Annotated in this window: 10 protein-coding genes; 3 read left to right on the top strand and 7 right to left on the bottom strand. The window is 73.2% G+C overall.

The window, feature by feature from the left end; translation table 11 throughout:
* The first annotated feature begins 48 nt into the window (after positions 1 to 48).
* Positions 49 to 3,489 carry a serine protease gene (locus NNW99_RS09130; RefSeq protein WP_251057750.1) on the top strand — a complete coding sequence of 1,147 codons (3,441 nt, stop codon included), beginning with the start codon at positions 49 to 51 and terminating at the stop codon, positions 3,487 to 3,489.
* 103 nt (positions 3,490 to 3,592) lie between these two features.
* Positions 3,593 to 4,546, top strand: coding sequence for a bifunctional riboflavin kinase/FAD synthetase (locus tag NNW99_RS09125; RefSeq protein ID WP_215118203.1), 954 nt, complete (start codon positions 3,593 to 3,595; stop codon positions 4,544 to 4,546).
* Between the two features lie 59 nt (positions 4,547 to 4,605).
* Here NNW99_RS09125 and NNW99_RS09120 read toward each other — a convergent pair whose 3' ends face one another.
* The 7 genes from NNW99_RS09120 to NNW99_RS09090 all read right to left on the bottom strand — a co-directional run bounded on the left by NNW99_RS09120 (position 4,606) and on the right by NNW99_RS09090 (position 15,322).
* Positions 4,606 to 5,616, bottom strand: a complete 1,011-nt coding sequence (locus NNW99_RS09120) for an ABC transporter ATP-binding protein (protein ID WP_215118202.1) — start codon at positions 5,614 to 5,616, stop codon at positions 4,606 to 4,608.
* On the bottom strand, positions 5,613 to 6,623 hold the full coding sequence (locus NNW99_RS09115) for an ABC transporter ATP-binding protein (protein ID WP_215118201.1): 1,011 nt from the start codon (positions 6,621 to 6,623) through the stop codon (positions 5,613 to 5,615). Before NNW99_RS09115 ends, NNW99_RS09120 begins: the two co-directional genes overlap by 4 nt.
* A complete protein-coding gene (locus NNW99_RS09110; RefSeq protein ID WP_215118200.1) occupies positions 6,620 to 7,537 on the bottom strand; it encodes an ABC transporter permease in 918 nt (305 codons plus the stop codon). Before NNW99_RS09110 ends, NNW99_RS09115 begins: the two co-directional genes overlap by 4 nt.
* Positions 7,534 to 8,580, bottom strand: coding sequence for an ABC transporter permease (locus NNW99_RS09105; protein ID WP_215118199.1), 1,047 nt, complete (start codon positions 8,578 to 8,580; stop codon positions 7,534 to 7,536). The genes NNW99_RS09110 and NNW99_RS09105 overlap by 4 nt, the downstream gene beginning before the upstream one ends.
* A 19-nt stretch (positions 8,581 to 8,599) precedes the next feature.
* Positions 8,600 to 10,450: an ABC transporter substrate-binding protein gene (locus tag NNW99_RS09100; protein ID WP_215118198.1), complete on the bottom strand. Its 1,851-nt coding sequence runs from the start codon at positions 10,448 to 10,450 to the stop codon at positions 8,600 to 8,602.
* 297 nt (positions 10,451 to 10,747) lie between these two features.
* Complete coding sequence (locus NNW99_RS09095) at positions 10,748 to 14,596, bottom strand: SCO5717 family growth-regulating ATPase (protein WP_370869124.1); 3,849 nt, start codon at positions 14,594 to 14,596, stop codon at positions 10,748 to 10,750.
* A 420-nt stretch (positions 14,597 to 15,016) separates the two neighbouring features.
* Positions 15,017 to 15,322, bottom strand: a complete 306-nt coding sequence (locus NNW99_RS09090; RefSeq protein WP_215118196.1) for a DUF397 domain-containing protein — start codon at positions 15,320 to 15,322, stop codon at positions 15,017 to 15,019.
* Positions 15,323 to 15,619: 297 nt separating this feature from the next.
* Between NNW99_RS09090 and rpsO the strand changes: the two genes are divergently transcribed.
* Positions 15,620 to 15,907, top strand: a complete 288-nt coding sequence (gene rpsO, locus NNW99_RS09085; RefSeq protein WP_003993372.1) for a 30S ribosomal protein S15 — start codon at positions 15,620 to 15,622, stop codon at positions 15,905 to 15,907.
* The last annotated feature ends 2 nt before the right edge of the window (positions 15,908 to 15,909 follow it).

Raw genomic sequence — 15,909 nt, 5'->3', positions numbered from 1 at the left:
CCTACCGTCGAACGCGAGGGCACGGGTGTACGGCGGGGAGGCTCGACGATGGCGTCGGATCAGGCAACAGCCGAGGCGGAGCAGGCGGGCCCGGCCCCCGGCGAAGCCCTCGTCCGCATCCACGACCTCGCCGGCCGCCCCCGCGGCACCGGCTTCCTGGCCGACCACCACGGCACGGTCGTCACCAGCCACGAGACCGTCGACGGACTGCCCCGGCTCGTCCTGCACGGGGCCGGGGACCAACGCCGTGCCGTGACCGCCGACGCGGTCACCCCGCTGCCCGCCCTAGGCCTCGCCCTCGTACGGACCGAGGGCCTCGACGCGCCGCCGCTGCCGGTCACCGTGCGGGACGGCACCCGGACGGGCACCTATGTGCGGATCGCCGCCGGCGGCTGGCGCGAGGCACGTGTCCTGGGCTCGGCCGCCGCGACGTACACGGCCACCAACCGGGTCCACCGCCTCGACGCGCTGGAGCTGGCGGTCGGCACGGCCGGGCGGGATGCCCTGCGGCCGGCCGGTGGGGCGGCCGGCGGCCCCGTGCTCGACGCCGCCACCGGTGCCGTCGTCGGTGTGCTCGGTACGGCGCTGAGCTCCGACCACCGCGACGTCGGGTTCGCCGTGCCCCTGCGTCCCGGGCTCCCCGGGGCGGCGGGCCCGCTCGCCGAACTGCTCGCCGAGAACGCGGCGACGGTCCCCGCGTACGGCGCCGACCTCAACCTGGCCGGGGTGCTGGAGCTGACCGGCACCTCGGCGGCCCAGGACGGCCCTGCCCACCTCCGGCCGGAACCGGTCGAACGAGCGGCCGTGGCAGCCGAGTTCAGCGCCTTCACGACGGGCCCGGCCGCCGTCCTCGGCCTCGTCGGACCGCCGGGCAGCGGCCGTACGACGGAACTCGCCGCACTCGCGGCCCGCCGGGGTCGTGGCGGGCACCCCACCCTGTGGCTGCGCGGGTCCGAACTGTGGGACGACGACGCGTCGGTGGCGGACGCGGTGGGCCGGGCACTGGCCCGGGCCGCCCTGGCCGTGGCAGCCGACCGCGCCCCCTTCCCGGCCGACCTGGGCGACACCACCCCCGAACGCCTCACCGGCCATGCCCGTGCCCTCGGCCGTCCTCTGCTGCTGCTCCTCGACGCCCCCGAGGAGATGCCGCCCGCCCTGGCCCGCCGTCCGGGCTCGTGGACGGAGGGGACGGTGCGGTGGCTGCGGAAGACGGGAGTGCGGCTGGTGGTGGCGTGCAGGGCGGAGTACTGGGAGGAGGCGCCGTTCCCGGCCGAGGCACTGCACGGGGCGGACGGTGCGGGGGCGCGGCCCGCGTGTGTACGCCTCGGCGATCTCACCGAGGACGAGGCCCGGGAGGCCCGACAGCGGCACGGCATCCCGGACGGCGCCCTCGCCGACACGGACGCCCGGCATCCCCTCGCCCTCGGCCTGCTCTCCGGGATCCGGGCAGCCTTCGCCGATGCCCCGGGCGTGCCGGTCGGCACGGTCGCCCGGCAGGACGGGGTGGCGGATGTGCCCGTCGCCACCGTCGACCGGCACGACGTCTTCGCGGCACACCTGGATCTGATGTCCCTGCGCATCGCCGCACGCCTGGCCGCCGAGAACGGCCTGCGCGGTAGTGCCGTACGGCGGCTGGCCGCCAAGGTCGCGGGGCAGGTGCACGAGGCCGCCCGGCGTGGTCTCGGTCCCGGGTCGGGGGATGTGGACCGGGAGGCGTTCGAGGCGGTGTTCCCGTGGGGGCCTGCCCCCGCGCGGCTCGGTGGCGGCACCGGATGGGCGCGGGCCGTCCTCGCCGAGGGCCTGCTCGTGCCCGCCGGAACCGGCTACCGCTTCGCCCACGAGGAACTCGCCGACTGGCTCCAGGGCGCGCACCTCGACCTCGACGAGGCTCTGCGGGCCCTCGTCCACCACGGCGGGGAACCGCAGTCCGACCCCGTGCCGCACCATCGCGTCGGGCCCGTGGTCCAGGCCCTGCTGCTCCTCGCCCGCCAGCACGGCACCGGTCCGCTGGCCGGCCGGCTGGCCGACCTGGTGCACGCCCTGGACGCCGACCCTCGGTCCTGGTGGGCCGCCCGGCTGCTCGCCGGGACCCTGTCGGCCCTGCCCGACGCGACGCCGTACACCGAGGTGCTGCGGCTGCTCGCCGACCGGATCGTGGCCTGGCGGCGGCAGGAGCGGCCCGTACCGGAGGAGGTCGGGCCCGGATTCTGGAGCGACGTACGCCTGCCGACGGACGTGCGCCTCGGGCTGCTGCGGCGGCTGGTCCACGCCGACGGCCCGCCGTGCGAGGCCGGTCCCCGTTTCCTCGACGCCGTCGCGCGGCTGCTCACCGCCGACCCCACGGGCGTGCAACCACTGCTCGCCGACTGGTTCGACGACGAGCAGCCACTGCCCGCCACCCCGCACGCGACCGTGGCCACGGCCGCGCAGGCGCTGCTGCACACCCACCGCCGACGGGCCCTGGACCAGCTGACGGACGTGCTCGTCGCCCGCCCGCACGTCCGGGCCGACGAACTGCTCGCCGCGCTGGCCGAGGAGGAACCGTCGGCGATGTGCCGGGCCGTGGACCGCTGGGCGCTCGACGAGCGGCCCGCGCGCCGGGACGCCGCGGTGACGCACGGACTGCGCGTCGCACCCCACGCGAGCACAGGAGAGGACCGCGCCCTCCTGCGCTACGCGGCCCTCGCCCTGCTCGCCCGCCCCGCCGGCCACGCCCTGCACGGCGGCGCCCTCGCCCTCCTCGTCCAGGACCCGCACACCCGGGCCAAGTACCTCCCCCGGGCCCTGGAGCGCTTCGCGGCGGGCGACCCGCGCTTCCCTCAGGACGTGCCCGCCGCTGCCCTTCTGGCCCACCCCGAGCCGGTCCTCGGCGCCTACGCGGCCCGGTTGCGGCGGCCGGACGCCGAGGAGGCACTGCGGGCGCTCGCCGACGCCACCCCGCCCGGCCTCGCCCGGCGGGTCGCCGCACTGATCCGGGAGGCGACGGAGCAGCGGCCGGAACTCGCCGGGCAGACGGCCGCCTACGTCGACCAGCGGCTCGACCGCGGCCCGGAAGCCCGGGCCGTGCTGCTGCCCCTGGTCACCGGCCTGCTGGACGGCGGGACGGTCCGGCTGCGCTGCGCCCTCGCCACCGTCCTCACCCCACCCGGGATCCCCGCCTCCCGCCCGCTGCGCCGCGAACTGCGCGACGCGCTCCTGGCACGCGAGCACGACACCGACGTACTGGACGCGCTGCTCCAGGCCGCCGCCCGCACCAGCGGCGACGACCTGCGCGAACTCGTCCACCGCGTCGGCCTGCTCCTCGTCCGCACCCCGGAGGGCGCCGGCCGCTTCGACCGCGCCCTGGTCGATCTGGGCCGGCACGTGCCCGGCTTCGCCGCCCGCGCGGCCCGCTGGCTGGCCGACGCGCCCGAGGAGTGGGCGGCGCTGGTCGGGCCGAGCTCCCACCGGATGATCGAGAACCTGGCGGGCGTACGCGTCCCCGCCTGACCATGCCGATGCGGGCCGAAAGCATGCGGCATGGCACCCTTAGACCTGCGCACGAGGCAACCACGGACACGTTTCGACGAGCTTTCGACAAGGAGCAGGCACAGTGCAGCGCTGGCGTGGCTTGGAGGACATCCCCCAGGACTGGGGGCGCAGCGTCGTCACCATCGGCTCCTACGACGGAGTCCACCGCGGACACCAGCTGATCATCCGGCATGCCGTGAACCGCGCCCGGGAGCTGGGGGTGCCCGCCGTCATCGTCACCTTCGACCCGCACCCCAGCGAGGTCGTCCGGCCCGGCAGCCACCCTCCGCTGCTCGCCCCGCACCACCGCCGCGCCGAACTCATGGCCGACCTGGGCGTGGACGCGGTGCTCATCCTCCCCTTCACGACCGAGTTCTCGAAGCTCTCCCCGGCCGACTTCGTCGTCAAGGTGCTCGTCGACAAGCTGCACGCCAAGGCCGTCGTCGAGGGCCCCAACTTCCGCTTCGGCCACAAGGCCGCGGGCAACGTGGAGTTCCTGGCCACGCAGGGCAAGACCTACGACTTCGAGGTCGAGGTCGTCGACCTGTACGTGACGGGTGAGGCGGGCGGTGGGGAGCCGTTCTCCTCCACGCTGACGCGGCGGTTGGTCGCCGAGGGCGATGTCGAGGGTGCGGGGGAGATCCTGGGGCGTCCGCACCGGGTCGAGGGTGTCGTCGTCCGCGGTGCCCAGCGCGGGCGCGAGCTGGGCTTTCCGACGGCCAATGTCGAGACGCTGCCGCACACGGCCATTCCGGCCGACGGTGTGTATGCCGGGTGGCTGCATGCCCAGGGTGAAGTGATGCCGGCGGCGATCTCCGTCGGGACGAATCCGCAGTTCGAGGGGACCGAGCGGACGGTGGAGGCTTATGCCATCGACCGGGTCGGGCTGGATCTGTACGGGTTGCATGTCGCCGTTGATTTCTTGGCGTTTGTGCGGGGGCAGGCCAAGTTCGACACGTTGGACGCTCTGCTGGAGCAGATGGGGCAGGACGTCAAGAAGTGTCGGGAGTTGGTGGCGGCGGACGGGGCTGTTTAGTCCTCTTGTGGGCCGTGTGCGGGTGCGCTGTGGCTTGTCGCGCAGTTCCCCGCGCCCCTTCAGGGCGATGTCGCTGCTGCCCAATGGCAGGCCACCTGCGAATCTCCGCCCCCGCTCAGCACCTCCAAGTCCTGGCCCCTACATGCGTCCGCCACCCCCGCCCGGGCCGCCTCACCTCCGGCGAGGATCTGGCAACGCACATGGAAGCGGCAGCCGTTCGGTACCCGTGACGGGTCCGGGGGCTCGCCCGTGAGGATCACCGGGGCGCCCGGGGCCTCCGGGAGTACGGACAGCAGGGCCTGGGTGTACGGATGCCGGGGTGCGGTCAGTACCTGTTCCACCGCTCCCGTCTCCACGATCCGGCCCAGGTACATCACGGCGACCCGGTCGGCGATGTTCCATGCCAGGCCCAGGTCGTGGGTGACGACCAGCGCGGACAGGCCGAGCTCGGTGCGCAGCCGCAGCAGCAGGGCGAGGATCTCGCCGCGTACGGAGGCGTCGAGGGATGCCACCGGCTCGTCGGCGACGAGGAGTTCGGGTTGGAGGACGAGCGCGCCCGCGATGACGACCCGCTGGCGCTGCCCGCCGGACAGCTCGTGCGGATAGCGCAGGAAGAAGCGCTCCGGGGGCCGTAGCCCGGCCCGGGACATGGCCTCGGCGACCGCGGTCCGCTCGTCGCCGCCGTAGCCGTGGATGCGCAGGCCCTCGGCGACCGCGTCGTACACCGTGTGCCGTGGGTTGAGCGAGCCGCTCGGGTCCTGCAGCACCAGCTGGACGCGTTTGCGGTACGCCTTCAGGGAGCGGCCGGAGTAGTCCAGGGGGCGGCCGTCGAAGGTGACACGGCCCGCGGTCGGCTGGACCAGGCCCAGCAGGGAGCGGGCCAGGGTCGTCTTGCCGCAGCCGGACTCGCCGACCAGCGCGACGATCTCGCCGGACCGGATGTCGAGGTCCACGCCGTCCACCGCGCGGGCCCGGGGCCCGCCGTGCCGGCCGGGGAAGGTGACGTACAGGCCCTGGGCGCTGAGCAGGGGTGCCGTGGTGACGTCGGATGCCGTGGGGGAGATGGTCATGGCGTGCCGGGCCTCGCTTCCTCCAAGGCGTCGGGATTCTCGCGCGCCTCGTTCACCGGATCGCCGACCAGGACGCATGCCGCCCGGCGTTCGGGCCCGGCCTCGCGCAGCACCGGGTCCTCCTCGGCGCACGTCTCCAGTGCCACCGGACACCGGGGGTGGAACGTGCAGCCGGACGGCAGTGCGGCCGGGTCGGGCGGGTCGCCCGCCAGGCCTTGCGGAGCGAAGCGGGACGCGGGGTCGCCGATGCGCGGGAAGGCGGCGGAGAGGGCCTTGGCGTAGGGGTGCCGGGCGTTCTCGTACACCTCGGCGGCCAGGCCCTCCTCGACCACCCGGCCCGCGTACATCACCGCCAGCCGGTCGCAGGTGTCGGCGAGGACCGCCAGATCGTGGCTGATCATGATCAGACCGAGGTCCTGGTCGGCCACGAGCTGTTCGATGAGCCGGAGGATCTGCGCCTGGATCATCACGTCGAGCGCGGTGGTCGGCTCGTCGGCGATGACCAGCCGGGGGTCGCAGGCCAGCGCCATGGCGATCATGACGCGCTGGCGCTGGCCGCCGGACAGCTCGTGCGGATAGGCGTCCGCGCGGGCCGCGGGCAGGCCGACCTGCTCCAGCAGCTCGCCGGTCTTCTTCTTCGCCCCGGCCGGAGTGGCCTTCCTGTGCAGCAGGATCGGCTCGGCGATCTGGTCGCCGATGCGGTGCACGGCGTTCAGCGAGTGCATCGCGCCCTGGAAGACGACGGAGGCCCCGGCCCAGCGGACCGCCCGTACCCGGCCCCACTTCATCGTCAGCACGTCCTCGCCGTCGAGGAGCACCTCCCCGGTGATCCGGGTGCCCGTCGGCAGCAGCCGCAGCAGGGCCAGGGCCAGGGTGGACTTGCCGCAGCCGGACTCGCCGGCCAGGCCGAGCTTCTGGCCCGCGTCCAGGCGCAGGTCGACGCCGCGCACGGCGGCCGCCCCGCCCGCGTACGTCACCGTCAGATCCCTGACGTCGAGCAGACTCAACGCGACACCCCCAGCCTGGGGTTGAGGACGGACTCCACGGCCCGCCCGCACAGCGTGAACGCCAGCGCCACCACGGCGATGGCGATGCCCGGCGGCACCAGGTACCACCAGTCCCCGGCACTGACCGCGCCCGCCTCCCGCGCGTCCTGAAGCAGCCCGCCCCACGACACGACCGTGGGGTCGCCCAGGCCGAGGAAGGCGAGTGTCGCCTCGGCGAGGATCGCCGAGGAGATGATCAGGGTCGTCTGGGCCAGCACCAGCGGCATGACGTTGGGCAGGACGTGCCGGGACATGATGTGCCCGTGCCCGCCGCCGAGCGCCTTGGCCCGCTCGATGTACGGCCGGGTCTCCACCGCGAGTGTCTGCGCCCGGACCAGCCGGGCCGTGGTCGGCCAGGTGGTGACGCCGATCGCCACCACGGTCGTGGTGAGCGAGCGGGACATCACGGTGGCCAGGGCGATCGCCAGCACCAGCGTCGGCATGACCAGGAACCAGTCGGTGATCCGCATCATCACCGTCGCGTACCAGCCCTTGAAATGCCCGGCCGTCACCCCGATCAGGGTGCCGATCGCCACCGACAGCACGGCGGCCAGCAGCCCGACCAGCAGCGACACCCGCGAGCCCCAGATCACCAGGCCCAGCAGGTCACGGCCGAACTGGTCGGTGCCGAGCGGGAACTCGGCGCTCGGGCTCTGCATCGGACGCCCCGGCGCCTCGGTCACACTGCTCACGTCCGAGCCGACGAACAGCGGCGCGAACAACGCCAGCAGCGCGCACAGCGCCAGCGCGGTCAGGCCGTACAGCCCCGCCCGCTCCGCGCGGTACTGCCGCCAGAAGCGCGCCACGGAGGCCCGGCGGCGCCGGCGGGCGAGGGCGCGCGGGCTCAGGGCGGCCGGGTCGGTTGTCGTCGTCATCGGGCCACCCGGGGGTCCAGCAGCGGATAGACCAGGTCGGCGAGGGTGTTCATCACGATCACCGCGGCGGCGAACACGAAGAACAGACCCTGCACCAGCGGCAGATCGGGCACGCTCAGCGCCTGGTAGAACAGCCCGCCGAGCCCGGGCCAGGAGAACACGGTCTCCACGAGGATCACGCCCGCCACCGTCCGGCCGAGGTTGATGAAGATCAGTGTCACGGTCGGCAGCAGCGCGTTCGGCACGGCATGGCGGCGGCGTACGAGATCGTCCCGCAGCCCCTTGGCCCGCGCGGTCGTCAGATAGTCGCTGCCCATCTCGTCCAGCAGCGCCGACCGGGTGACCAGCAGCGTCTGCCCGTACTCCACCGCCACCAGCGTCACCACCGGCAGCACCAGATGGTGCGCCACATCGAGGACGTACGCGAAGCCCTCCTTGCCGCCCGACTCCATGCCGCCGGTGGGGAACATCCCGGGGAGCGGGCCGATGCCCACCGACAGCACGATGATCAGCAGCAGCCCGAGCCAGAAGGACGGGATGGAGTACAGCGTCAGCGCGAGACCGGTGTTGACCCGGTCCCCGACCGTGCCGCGCCGCCACGCCGAGCGCGTGCCGAGGAAGATGCCCAGCGCGGTGTACAGGACGAAGGCCGTCCCGGTGAGCAGGAGGGTGTTCGGCAGCGCCTCGGTGATCTTGTCGACGACGGGCGAGCGGAACTGGTACGACGTCCCGAAGTCGCCCGTGAGCGCCTTGCCGCAGTAGTCGGTGAACTGCCGCCACAGGGGCAGGTCGAGCCCGAACTCCCTGCGGTAGGCGGCCAGCTGCTCGGCCGACACCTGACGGCCGCCCGTCATGGTCTTCACCGGGTCGCCGGGGATCAGCCGGAAGAGGAAGAAGCTGGTGACGAGCACGGCCAGCAGCGATACGGCGGCCCCGGCCACTTTGCCCGCCAGGTACCGCGGGTACGCGGAGCCCTTGCGTACCCGGGGACCGGCCGCCGGTTCCCTCTCCTCGACCAGCGTGGGTGTCGCGTCAGCGGTCATGGATGCCCGCTCGCCCGCGCTACTCGCGGTCCTCGGCGGTGGCCCGCCGCCGCAGGGCAGCGAAACCGCCGAGCCCGGCGAGGACCACGACAGCGGCGACGATCCCGACCACGACCCCGGTCGAGGACGCGTTGTCCGACGACCCGCCGGAGTCGGCCGGGACCGCCGACCACCAGCTCCAGTAGCCGTCCTGGCCGTAGATGTTCCCCGCCTTCGCCGGCATGGTGGTGATCGACTTGATCTGGTCCGTCCGGTAGGCCTCGACCGCGTTCGGATACGCCATGACGTTCATGTACCCGAGGTCGTACAGCCGCGACTCCATCTGCTTGACGATGTCCGCCCGTTTGGCGGGGTCGTACTCGGCGAGCTGCCGGGCGTAGAGCTCGTCGTACGTCTTGTCGCAGATGAAGTTGTCCGTCGCACCCGTGTCCTCGGGGGTCGCCGGGAGGGCGCCGCAGGTGTGGATGGACATCACGAAGTCCGGGTCGGGGTTGACCGACCAGCCGTCGAACGCCAGGTCGTACTTCCCGGCGAGCCAGGGGTCGGTGACGTTGTCCAGGCAGTTGAGCTGGACGCCGATGCCGAGCTCGCCCCACCACTCCTGGAGGTACTTGCCGACCGCCTTGTCGTTCGGGTCGGTGGCGTGGCACAGCACGCGGTAGCTGATCGGCTTGCCGTCCTTGCCGACGCGCTTGCCGTCGCCGTTCTTCTTGTAGCCCGCCTGGTCGAGCAGCCGGGCCGCCTCGGCCGGGTCGTACGCCAGCTTCTGGTCGGCGGACGGCTTCCAGAAGTAGTTCTGGAAGCGCGGCGGGATATACCCCTCGCCCTCGACCGCGTGTCCCTGGAACACCTTTTCGATGATGGCCTCGCGGTCGACGGCCATGAACAGCGCGTTGCGCACCCGCTGGTCCAGCAGGGAGGGATGGCCGTCGCCGAACTTCTTGCCGTTCTTCGCCTTCGCGCCCGGGTTGGTGGCGAGCGCGTAGAAGCGGCGGCCGGGAGCGTCGTTGACCTGGATGTTGTCCGCGCCCTCCAGGGACGCCGCCTGAGCGGGGGTCAGGGACGGCGACCCGGCGACGAAGGACACCTCGCCCTTGCGCAGCGCCGACACCGCCGCGTCCTGGTCCTTGTAGTAGCGGAAGACGACCTCGTCGAACTTCGGCGTCCCGCGCCAGAAGCCCTTGTTCGCCTTGAGCCGGACGTAGCTGTCGGCCTTGTAGCCGGTCAGCGTGAACGGCCCGTTCCCGACTACGGGGAAGCTCTTGTCGTTGTTGAACTCGGAGAAGTCCGAGACCTTCTCCCACACGTGCCTCGGCACGATCGGCACATCGAGCGAGGTCATCGTGGCCTGCGGCTTCTTCAGCTCGATGACCAGCTCGGTGGGGCTCGGGGCCGTCACCTTCTTGAAATTGCCGACGTAGCTGCCGTTCGCCGTGGCCGCGCCGTCGTCGGTCATCATCTTGTTGAACGTCCACGCCGCGTCCTCGGCGGTGGCCTGCTTGCCGTCCGACCACTTGGAGTTGGAGCGGATCGTGTACGTCCAGGTCAGCTTGTCCGCCGACGACTCCCACTTGGTGGCCAGGCCCGGGATGGCGTGGTTGTCCTTGGGGTCGTAGTTGGTCAGGTACTCGTACATGAGCCGGTGAATGCTCGTACTGAGCAGCCGCACCGCCAGGAACGGGCTGAGCGAGTCCACGCTCTGCGCCACCGCGACGGTCAGCACCTTGCCGTCGTCGGCCGCCCCGGCCTGCCGGGGCGCCGGATCGAGCGGGGTCGCGAGCCCGGCGGTGAGGGTGAGCGCGGCCGCCCCGGCCACGGCGACGAGCCGGAGGCCGCGCGGGAGGCTGCGTGTCTGATCGTTCGTGCCCATGGTCGGACCTCGCGTCATCGCTCGGACGGGAAGGACGGGTTGATCAGCTGTCAGACGTTTGATGTGTGTGTACCAGCGGCCGTCTCCACCCGTCAACGGCACGCTCACCCCTTGTGGCCTGCGGAAATAACGAATTGGCGAGCTTTCCGCACCCATTGGTCGAGACCACTGACGCCCTCCTGGCCAGGGGCTGGCAACGGATTTCGCCCCTGAACGCGCCGAAGCCCGCGCCGAGTGGGAACGGCGCGGGCCGCAAAGGCGAACGGCCCCTCGAAAGGGGCCGATCGGGTGAGGCGATTACTGCGTCGGAGGCGGAGGCGGCGGGGTCTGCCCGTCGGGCTGAGCCGGGTAACCGGGCTGACCCGGCTGGGCCGGGGGCTGGCCCTGCTGGGGGTAGCCGTACCCCGGCTGCGGGGGCGCGGCCGGGGGCTGTCCGGGCTGCGCGTACGGCTGTCCGGGCTGGGCGTAGGGCTGGCCGGGCTGTGGCTGCTGCGGATACGGGCCCGGCTGGCCCGGCTGCGGGTACGGTGGCTGACCGGCGGCCTGCGGATACGGCTGACCCGGCTGGGCCGGGGGCTGGCCCGGCTGGGGGTACGGCTGACCGGGCTGCGCGTACGGCTGACCGGGCTGCGGCTGCGGGTGCTGTGGCTGCTGCGGGTACGGGCCTGGCTGACCCGGAACCGGCTGCCCGGGAACCTGCTGCTCGGGGCCCGGCTGGCCGGGGTACGGGGCCTGGCCCGGGACCTGCTGGCCGGGCAGCGGCGGGGCGGCCACCGGCGGCGGGTTGCCGTCGGAGGTCCACAGGCCGTGCGCCTGCTGGTGGCGGGTGAAGTCCTCGGCGATCAGCGCCGCGAGGTTGAAGTACGCCTCCCGCACCTTCGGCCGCATCATGTCGAGGTTGACCTCGGCACCGGCGGAGAGATGCTCGTCGAACGGCACGACGACGACACCGCGGCAGCGCGTCTCGAAGTGCGACACGATGTCCTCGACCTTGATCATCTTTCCGGTCTCGCGCACCCCGGAGATGACGGTGAGGGACCGCGAGACGAGGTCGGAGTACCCGTGCGCGGACAGCCAGTCCAGCGTCGTGCTCGCGCTGCTCGCACCGTCCACGGACGGCGTCGAGATGATGATGAGCTGGTCGGCGAGGTCCAGCACACCGCGCATGGCGCTGTAGAGCAGACCGGTACCGGAGTCGGTGAGGATCACCGGGTACTGCTTGCCCAGCACGTCGATCGCGCGCCGGTAGTCCTCGTCGTTGAAGGTCGTGGACACGGCCGGGTCGACGTCGTTGGCGATGATCTCCAGCCCGGACGGGGCCTGGGACGTGAAGCGCCGGATGTCCATGTACGAGTTGAGGTGCGGGATCGCCTGGACCAGGTCACGGATGGTGGCCCCGGTCTCCCGACGCACACGGCGCCCGAGGGTGCCGGCGTCCGGGTTGGCGTCGATCGCGAGGATCTTGTCCTGCCGCTCGGTGGCGAGCGTGGAGCCGAGCGCGGTGGTCGTGGTCGTCTTGCCCACGCCGCCCTTGAGGCTGATCACGGCGATCCGGTAGCAGGACAGCACGGGCGTGCGGATCAGGTCCAGCTTCCGCTGCCGCTCGGCCTCCTCCTTCTTGCCACCGATCTTGAACCGACCGCCACCGGCCGCCGGACGGCTGCTCTTCGCTTTCTGCTTCTTGCTGTTGAGCAGCCGGTCGGACGACAGCTCCACGGCGGCGGTGTAACCGAGCGGGGCGGCCCCGGGGTTGGTCGGCTGCCGCTGGTCATGCTGCATGGGCTGCGGCCAGGCGGCCCCGGTCCGCGGGTCCACGGGCTGCTGCCCGGGGTGCCCGGGCTGCTCGGCCTGCCCGGGGTACGGCGGCTGCGCGTGCGGCGGCTGCGCCTGCGGGGGCACGCCGGGCTGGGGCTGAGGCTGGGCCGGGGGCTGCTGGGGGAAGCCGTATCCGCCCTCCGGGCCGGGCCCGGCAGGAGCGGGCCCACCCTGCTGCGGGAAGCCGTAGCCGCCCTGCGGGTGGGGCGCGGGGGTGGGCGGGGTGTCGGGCTGCTGGGCAGCGGGGGCGGGCCCACCCTGCTGCGGGAAGCCGTAGCCGCCCTGCGGGTTGGGTGCGGGGGTCGGCGGGACATCGGGCTGCTGGGCAGCGGGGGCGGGTGCGCCCTGCTGCGGGAAGCCGTAGCCGCCCTGCGGGTTGGGTGCAGGGGCAGGCGGGACCTCGGGCTGTGGGGCCGGGGGCTGCTGAGCGGCCGGGGCCGGGGCTGCCGGGGCGCCGGGGTGGGGGAAGCCGTATCCGCCCTGGGCGGTGGGAGCGCCTTGCTGCGGGAAGCCGTACCCGCCGTGCGCGTGGGGCGCGGGGGCCGGCGGGGTGCCCGGCTGCTGGGCAGCGGGGGCGGGTGCGCCCGGGTGCGGGAAGCCGTAGCCGCCCTGTGCGTCGGGCGCGGCCGGGGCCGGACCGCCCTGCTGCGGGAAGCCGTAACCTCCGGGCTGCGGTGCGGGCTGGCCGGGCGGCTGGTGCGGCGGCGTCGGCGCGCCCTGGTTCCAGGCGGCAGGCGCGGGCTGCGGCGCCTGGGGCTGCTGGAACGGCGGCTGCTGGGCCGGTACCGACGGCTGGGGCGGCACGGGCGGCTGCCCCTGCGCGGCCGTCGGCTGCGGCTGAGCCGGGGCGTCCGGGGCTGCGGGCTGGGCCTGCGGCTGCGCGGGCCACTGGTTCGCGGGCACCGGTGCGGCGGGCTGGTACGACGGCGGCAGCGGCGGCACGCCCTGCGGGGCCGGGGGAGTCCAGGCGGGCGGGGCATCGGCCGCAACCGGCCCGACGGCGTCCTCCGGAACGCTGTCCTCGGGAACGGCGTCCGTGGGCACGGAATCCGTGGGCTCCGCGTCCGTGGGCTCCTCGTCGGCGGGCTCGGGAGCAGCGGAGTCCTCCTCCACGGCCACGGCCACGGCGTCGGCCTCGGGAGCCGGGGGAGTCGGGGGAGCTGGAGGCGCGGGCACCCAGTCCTGAGGTTCGGCGTCCTGCGACACGGCCTCGTCGGGCTCGGCCTCCGCTACCGCGTCCTCCGAAGCCGAGACCTCGTCCTCGGCATCAGCCACGTCCACCGCGTCCACCGCATCGGCGGGCTCGGAGGAACCGCCGTCCTCGTCCTCGTCGGCACCGTCGGAGGGCGCACCCTCGACGTCACCGCCCGATTCCTGGTCCTCGTCCTCGTCCTCGCTCTTGTCCTGCTCCTCGCCCACCGGCTCCAGCCGCGCCTCCGCCTCGGCGGCCCGCTCCGCGATCTCCCGCTTCAGGGCGACGGCGGAGAAGCGCATGGTGGCACCGCTCTCCAGATCACCGTTCTCCGACTCGGCCTCCTCGGCGGCCGGGGCGGCCGGCGAGGCCGAAGCCACCGGAGGCTGCTCCGGCGTGGCAGGCGCGGCAGGCGCCTCGGCTGGTGCCTCCGGCGGAGCCGACGGCGTCCACTGCGCCTGGAACCCACCGACGGGGATGTTCGGCACGGCCGTAGGAGAGGCCGGATCAGCCGCGGGCGTCTCGGGCCGCCCCTGAGGCTGCGGCACCTGCGGCTCGAAACCGCCCTGCATCGGAAGCCTGGGAACGGCGGAAGGACCCTCACCAGAAGGCGCGGGCGGCGTGAACGGCGCACCCGGCGCGGGGGACGCGGGCGGCGTGAACGGAGCGCCCGGAGCGGGCGACGGCGCGGGCGGCGTGAAAGGCGCCCCGGGCGCCGGAGCAGGCCCCTGCGCCGGAGCCGGACCAGAGGACTGCCCCGGAAGGGACGAGGTCCCGGCGGAAGCGTTCGCGTGCGGCGGCGGAGTGAGCCCGGGCAGCGGCGGCACCGGCCCCTTCGGCGGCCCGGAGACCCCCGTCGGCCCGGAAGCCCCCGTCGGCGCCCCGGACCCCCCGGAGTTCGCGGGCGCCCCGGAAGCGCTGGAGTCCTCGGACGCACCCGCCCCCTGCCCCGAGCTCGAACTCGCCGAGGCGTTCTGCGTGTACCAGGCGGGCGGCGCGTAGTCGATGGTGAACTCGCCCGTCACCTCTGCTGCGGACTCCGCGTCGGGCTGGTCATCGCCGGGTGTCGCCCAGCCCCCGCGGATCCCGTCCCGATCGCTGCTCACAGTGTTCCTCCTGGTGTGGTCGAGCACCCTCATGCCGTGCTGGGGCGACCCTTGCTTGTCGTCCGACGTCGTACGAAGTCGATTTGAGGCGTACCGAGGTCGTCCGAGGTCGTCCGATGCACAGGCGCCCCCGCTCTCCCCCTGGGGCACCGACGCCCACTCCACGGGTTCTGACGTGGCGCCCCGTCCCAGCCTAATCACCACAAGCCCCGCCCCGGCAGGCCCGTCCACCCCCGAGCGCCTGTCCGCCGCGTCACAACCTGCTCAGAAGCTGCCCGGAAGTGACGTACACAGCACACACTTTGGTGAACAAACAGGGCGATAAACGTGAAGAACCTCGAACCACCTTGCCGGGAAGGTGCCTTGAGGTCACGAAAAAGGGCGACTCACGAAAAGGCGACGAGGGGCGGCCGGTCACCGGCTCACCCCTCGCCCCGTCGTGCTCCGCGACGACTACTCCTGCCCGGCCTCCGCCGGGGAGCCCCCGTTGTGCGCCCCAGGCTCAAGATCGAACTCGCCGTCCCGCGCCCCCAGCACGAACGCCCGCCACTCCGCCTCCGTGTAGCGCAGCACCGTGTCCGGGTCGAGCGAGGACCGCATCGCCACGGCCCCCTCGGGCAGATACGCGATCTCGACCCGCTCCTCGTGCTCCTCGGTGCCCGGCGCGCTGTGCCACTCCACACCGGAGATGTCCAGGGCGTAGAGCTCGTCCCGCTCCCGCTCCTTGCGTGCCTTGATCTCCTCAGCCGTCTCCGCCATGCCGCAGCGACCCCTTCCCGACGTACCCGTTCCCGAAGTGCGGATCATCGACGTACGGACGATCCGAACCCGCTCACCCTAGTGGCCCCCTCCGTCCCGGCCGGGAGGTTCGGGAACCGGGGCGAAGGCGCCCCTGACCACCTGGTACCCTGGCCGACGGCCGTTTGTGTACGCACCCCCGGAGCTCACCGCCCTGGAGGCCGCGCCCAGCGGATCCCCGCCTCCCGAGTAACGGAAGCTCCCCCGAGACACAGACCGGGGGCACTCGGTGGCCATCACAGACTACGAGGAGTACGCGTGCCGCTCGACGCCGCTACGAAGAAGCAGATCATCACCGAGTTCGGCCAGAAGGAGGGCGACACCGGCTCCCCCGAGGTCCAGGTCGCCATGCTCTCGCGCCGCATCTCGGACCTGACCGAGCACCTCAAGACCCACAAGCACGACCACCACTCCCGCCGTGGTCTGCTGATCCTCGTGGGTCAGCGTCGCCGCCTTCTCCAGTACCTGGCGAAGAAGGACATCCAGCGCTTCCGTGCGCTGGTCGACCGCCTCGGCATCCGCCGTGGTGCGGCGGGCGCCAAGTAAGA

Origin of the sequence: Streptomyces sp. CRCS-T-1 (assembly GCF_024442335.1) — a bacterium.
Taxonomy (GTDB): domain Bacteria; phylum Actinomycetota; class Actinomycetes; order Streptomycetales; family Streptomycetaceae; genus Streptomyces; species Streptomyces koelreuteriae.
This window is presented reverse-complemented; position numbering and strand designations above follow the sequence as displayed.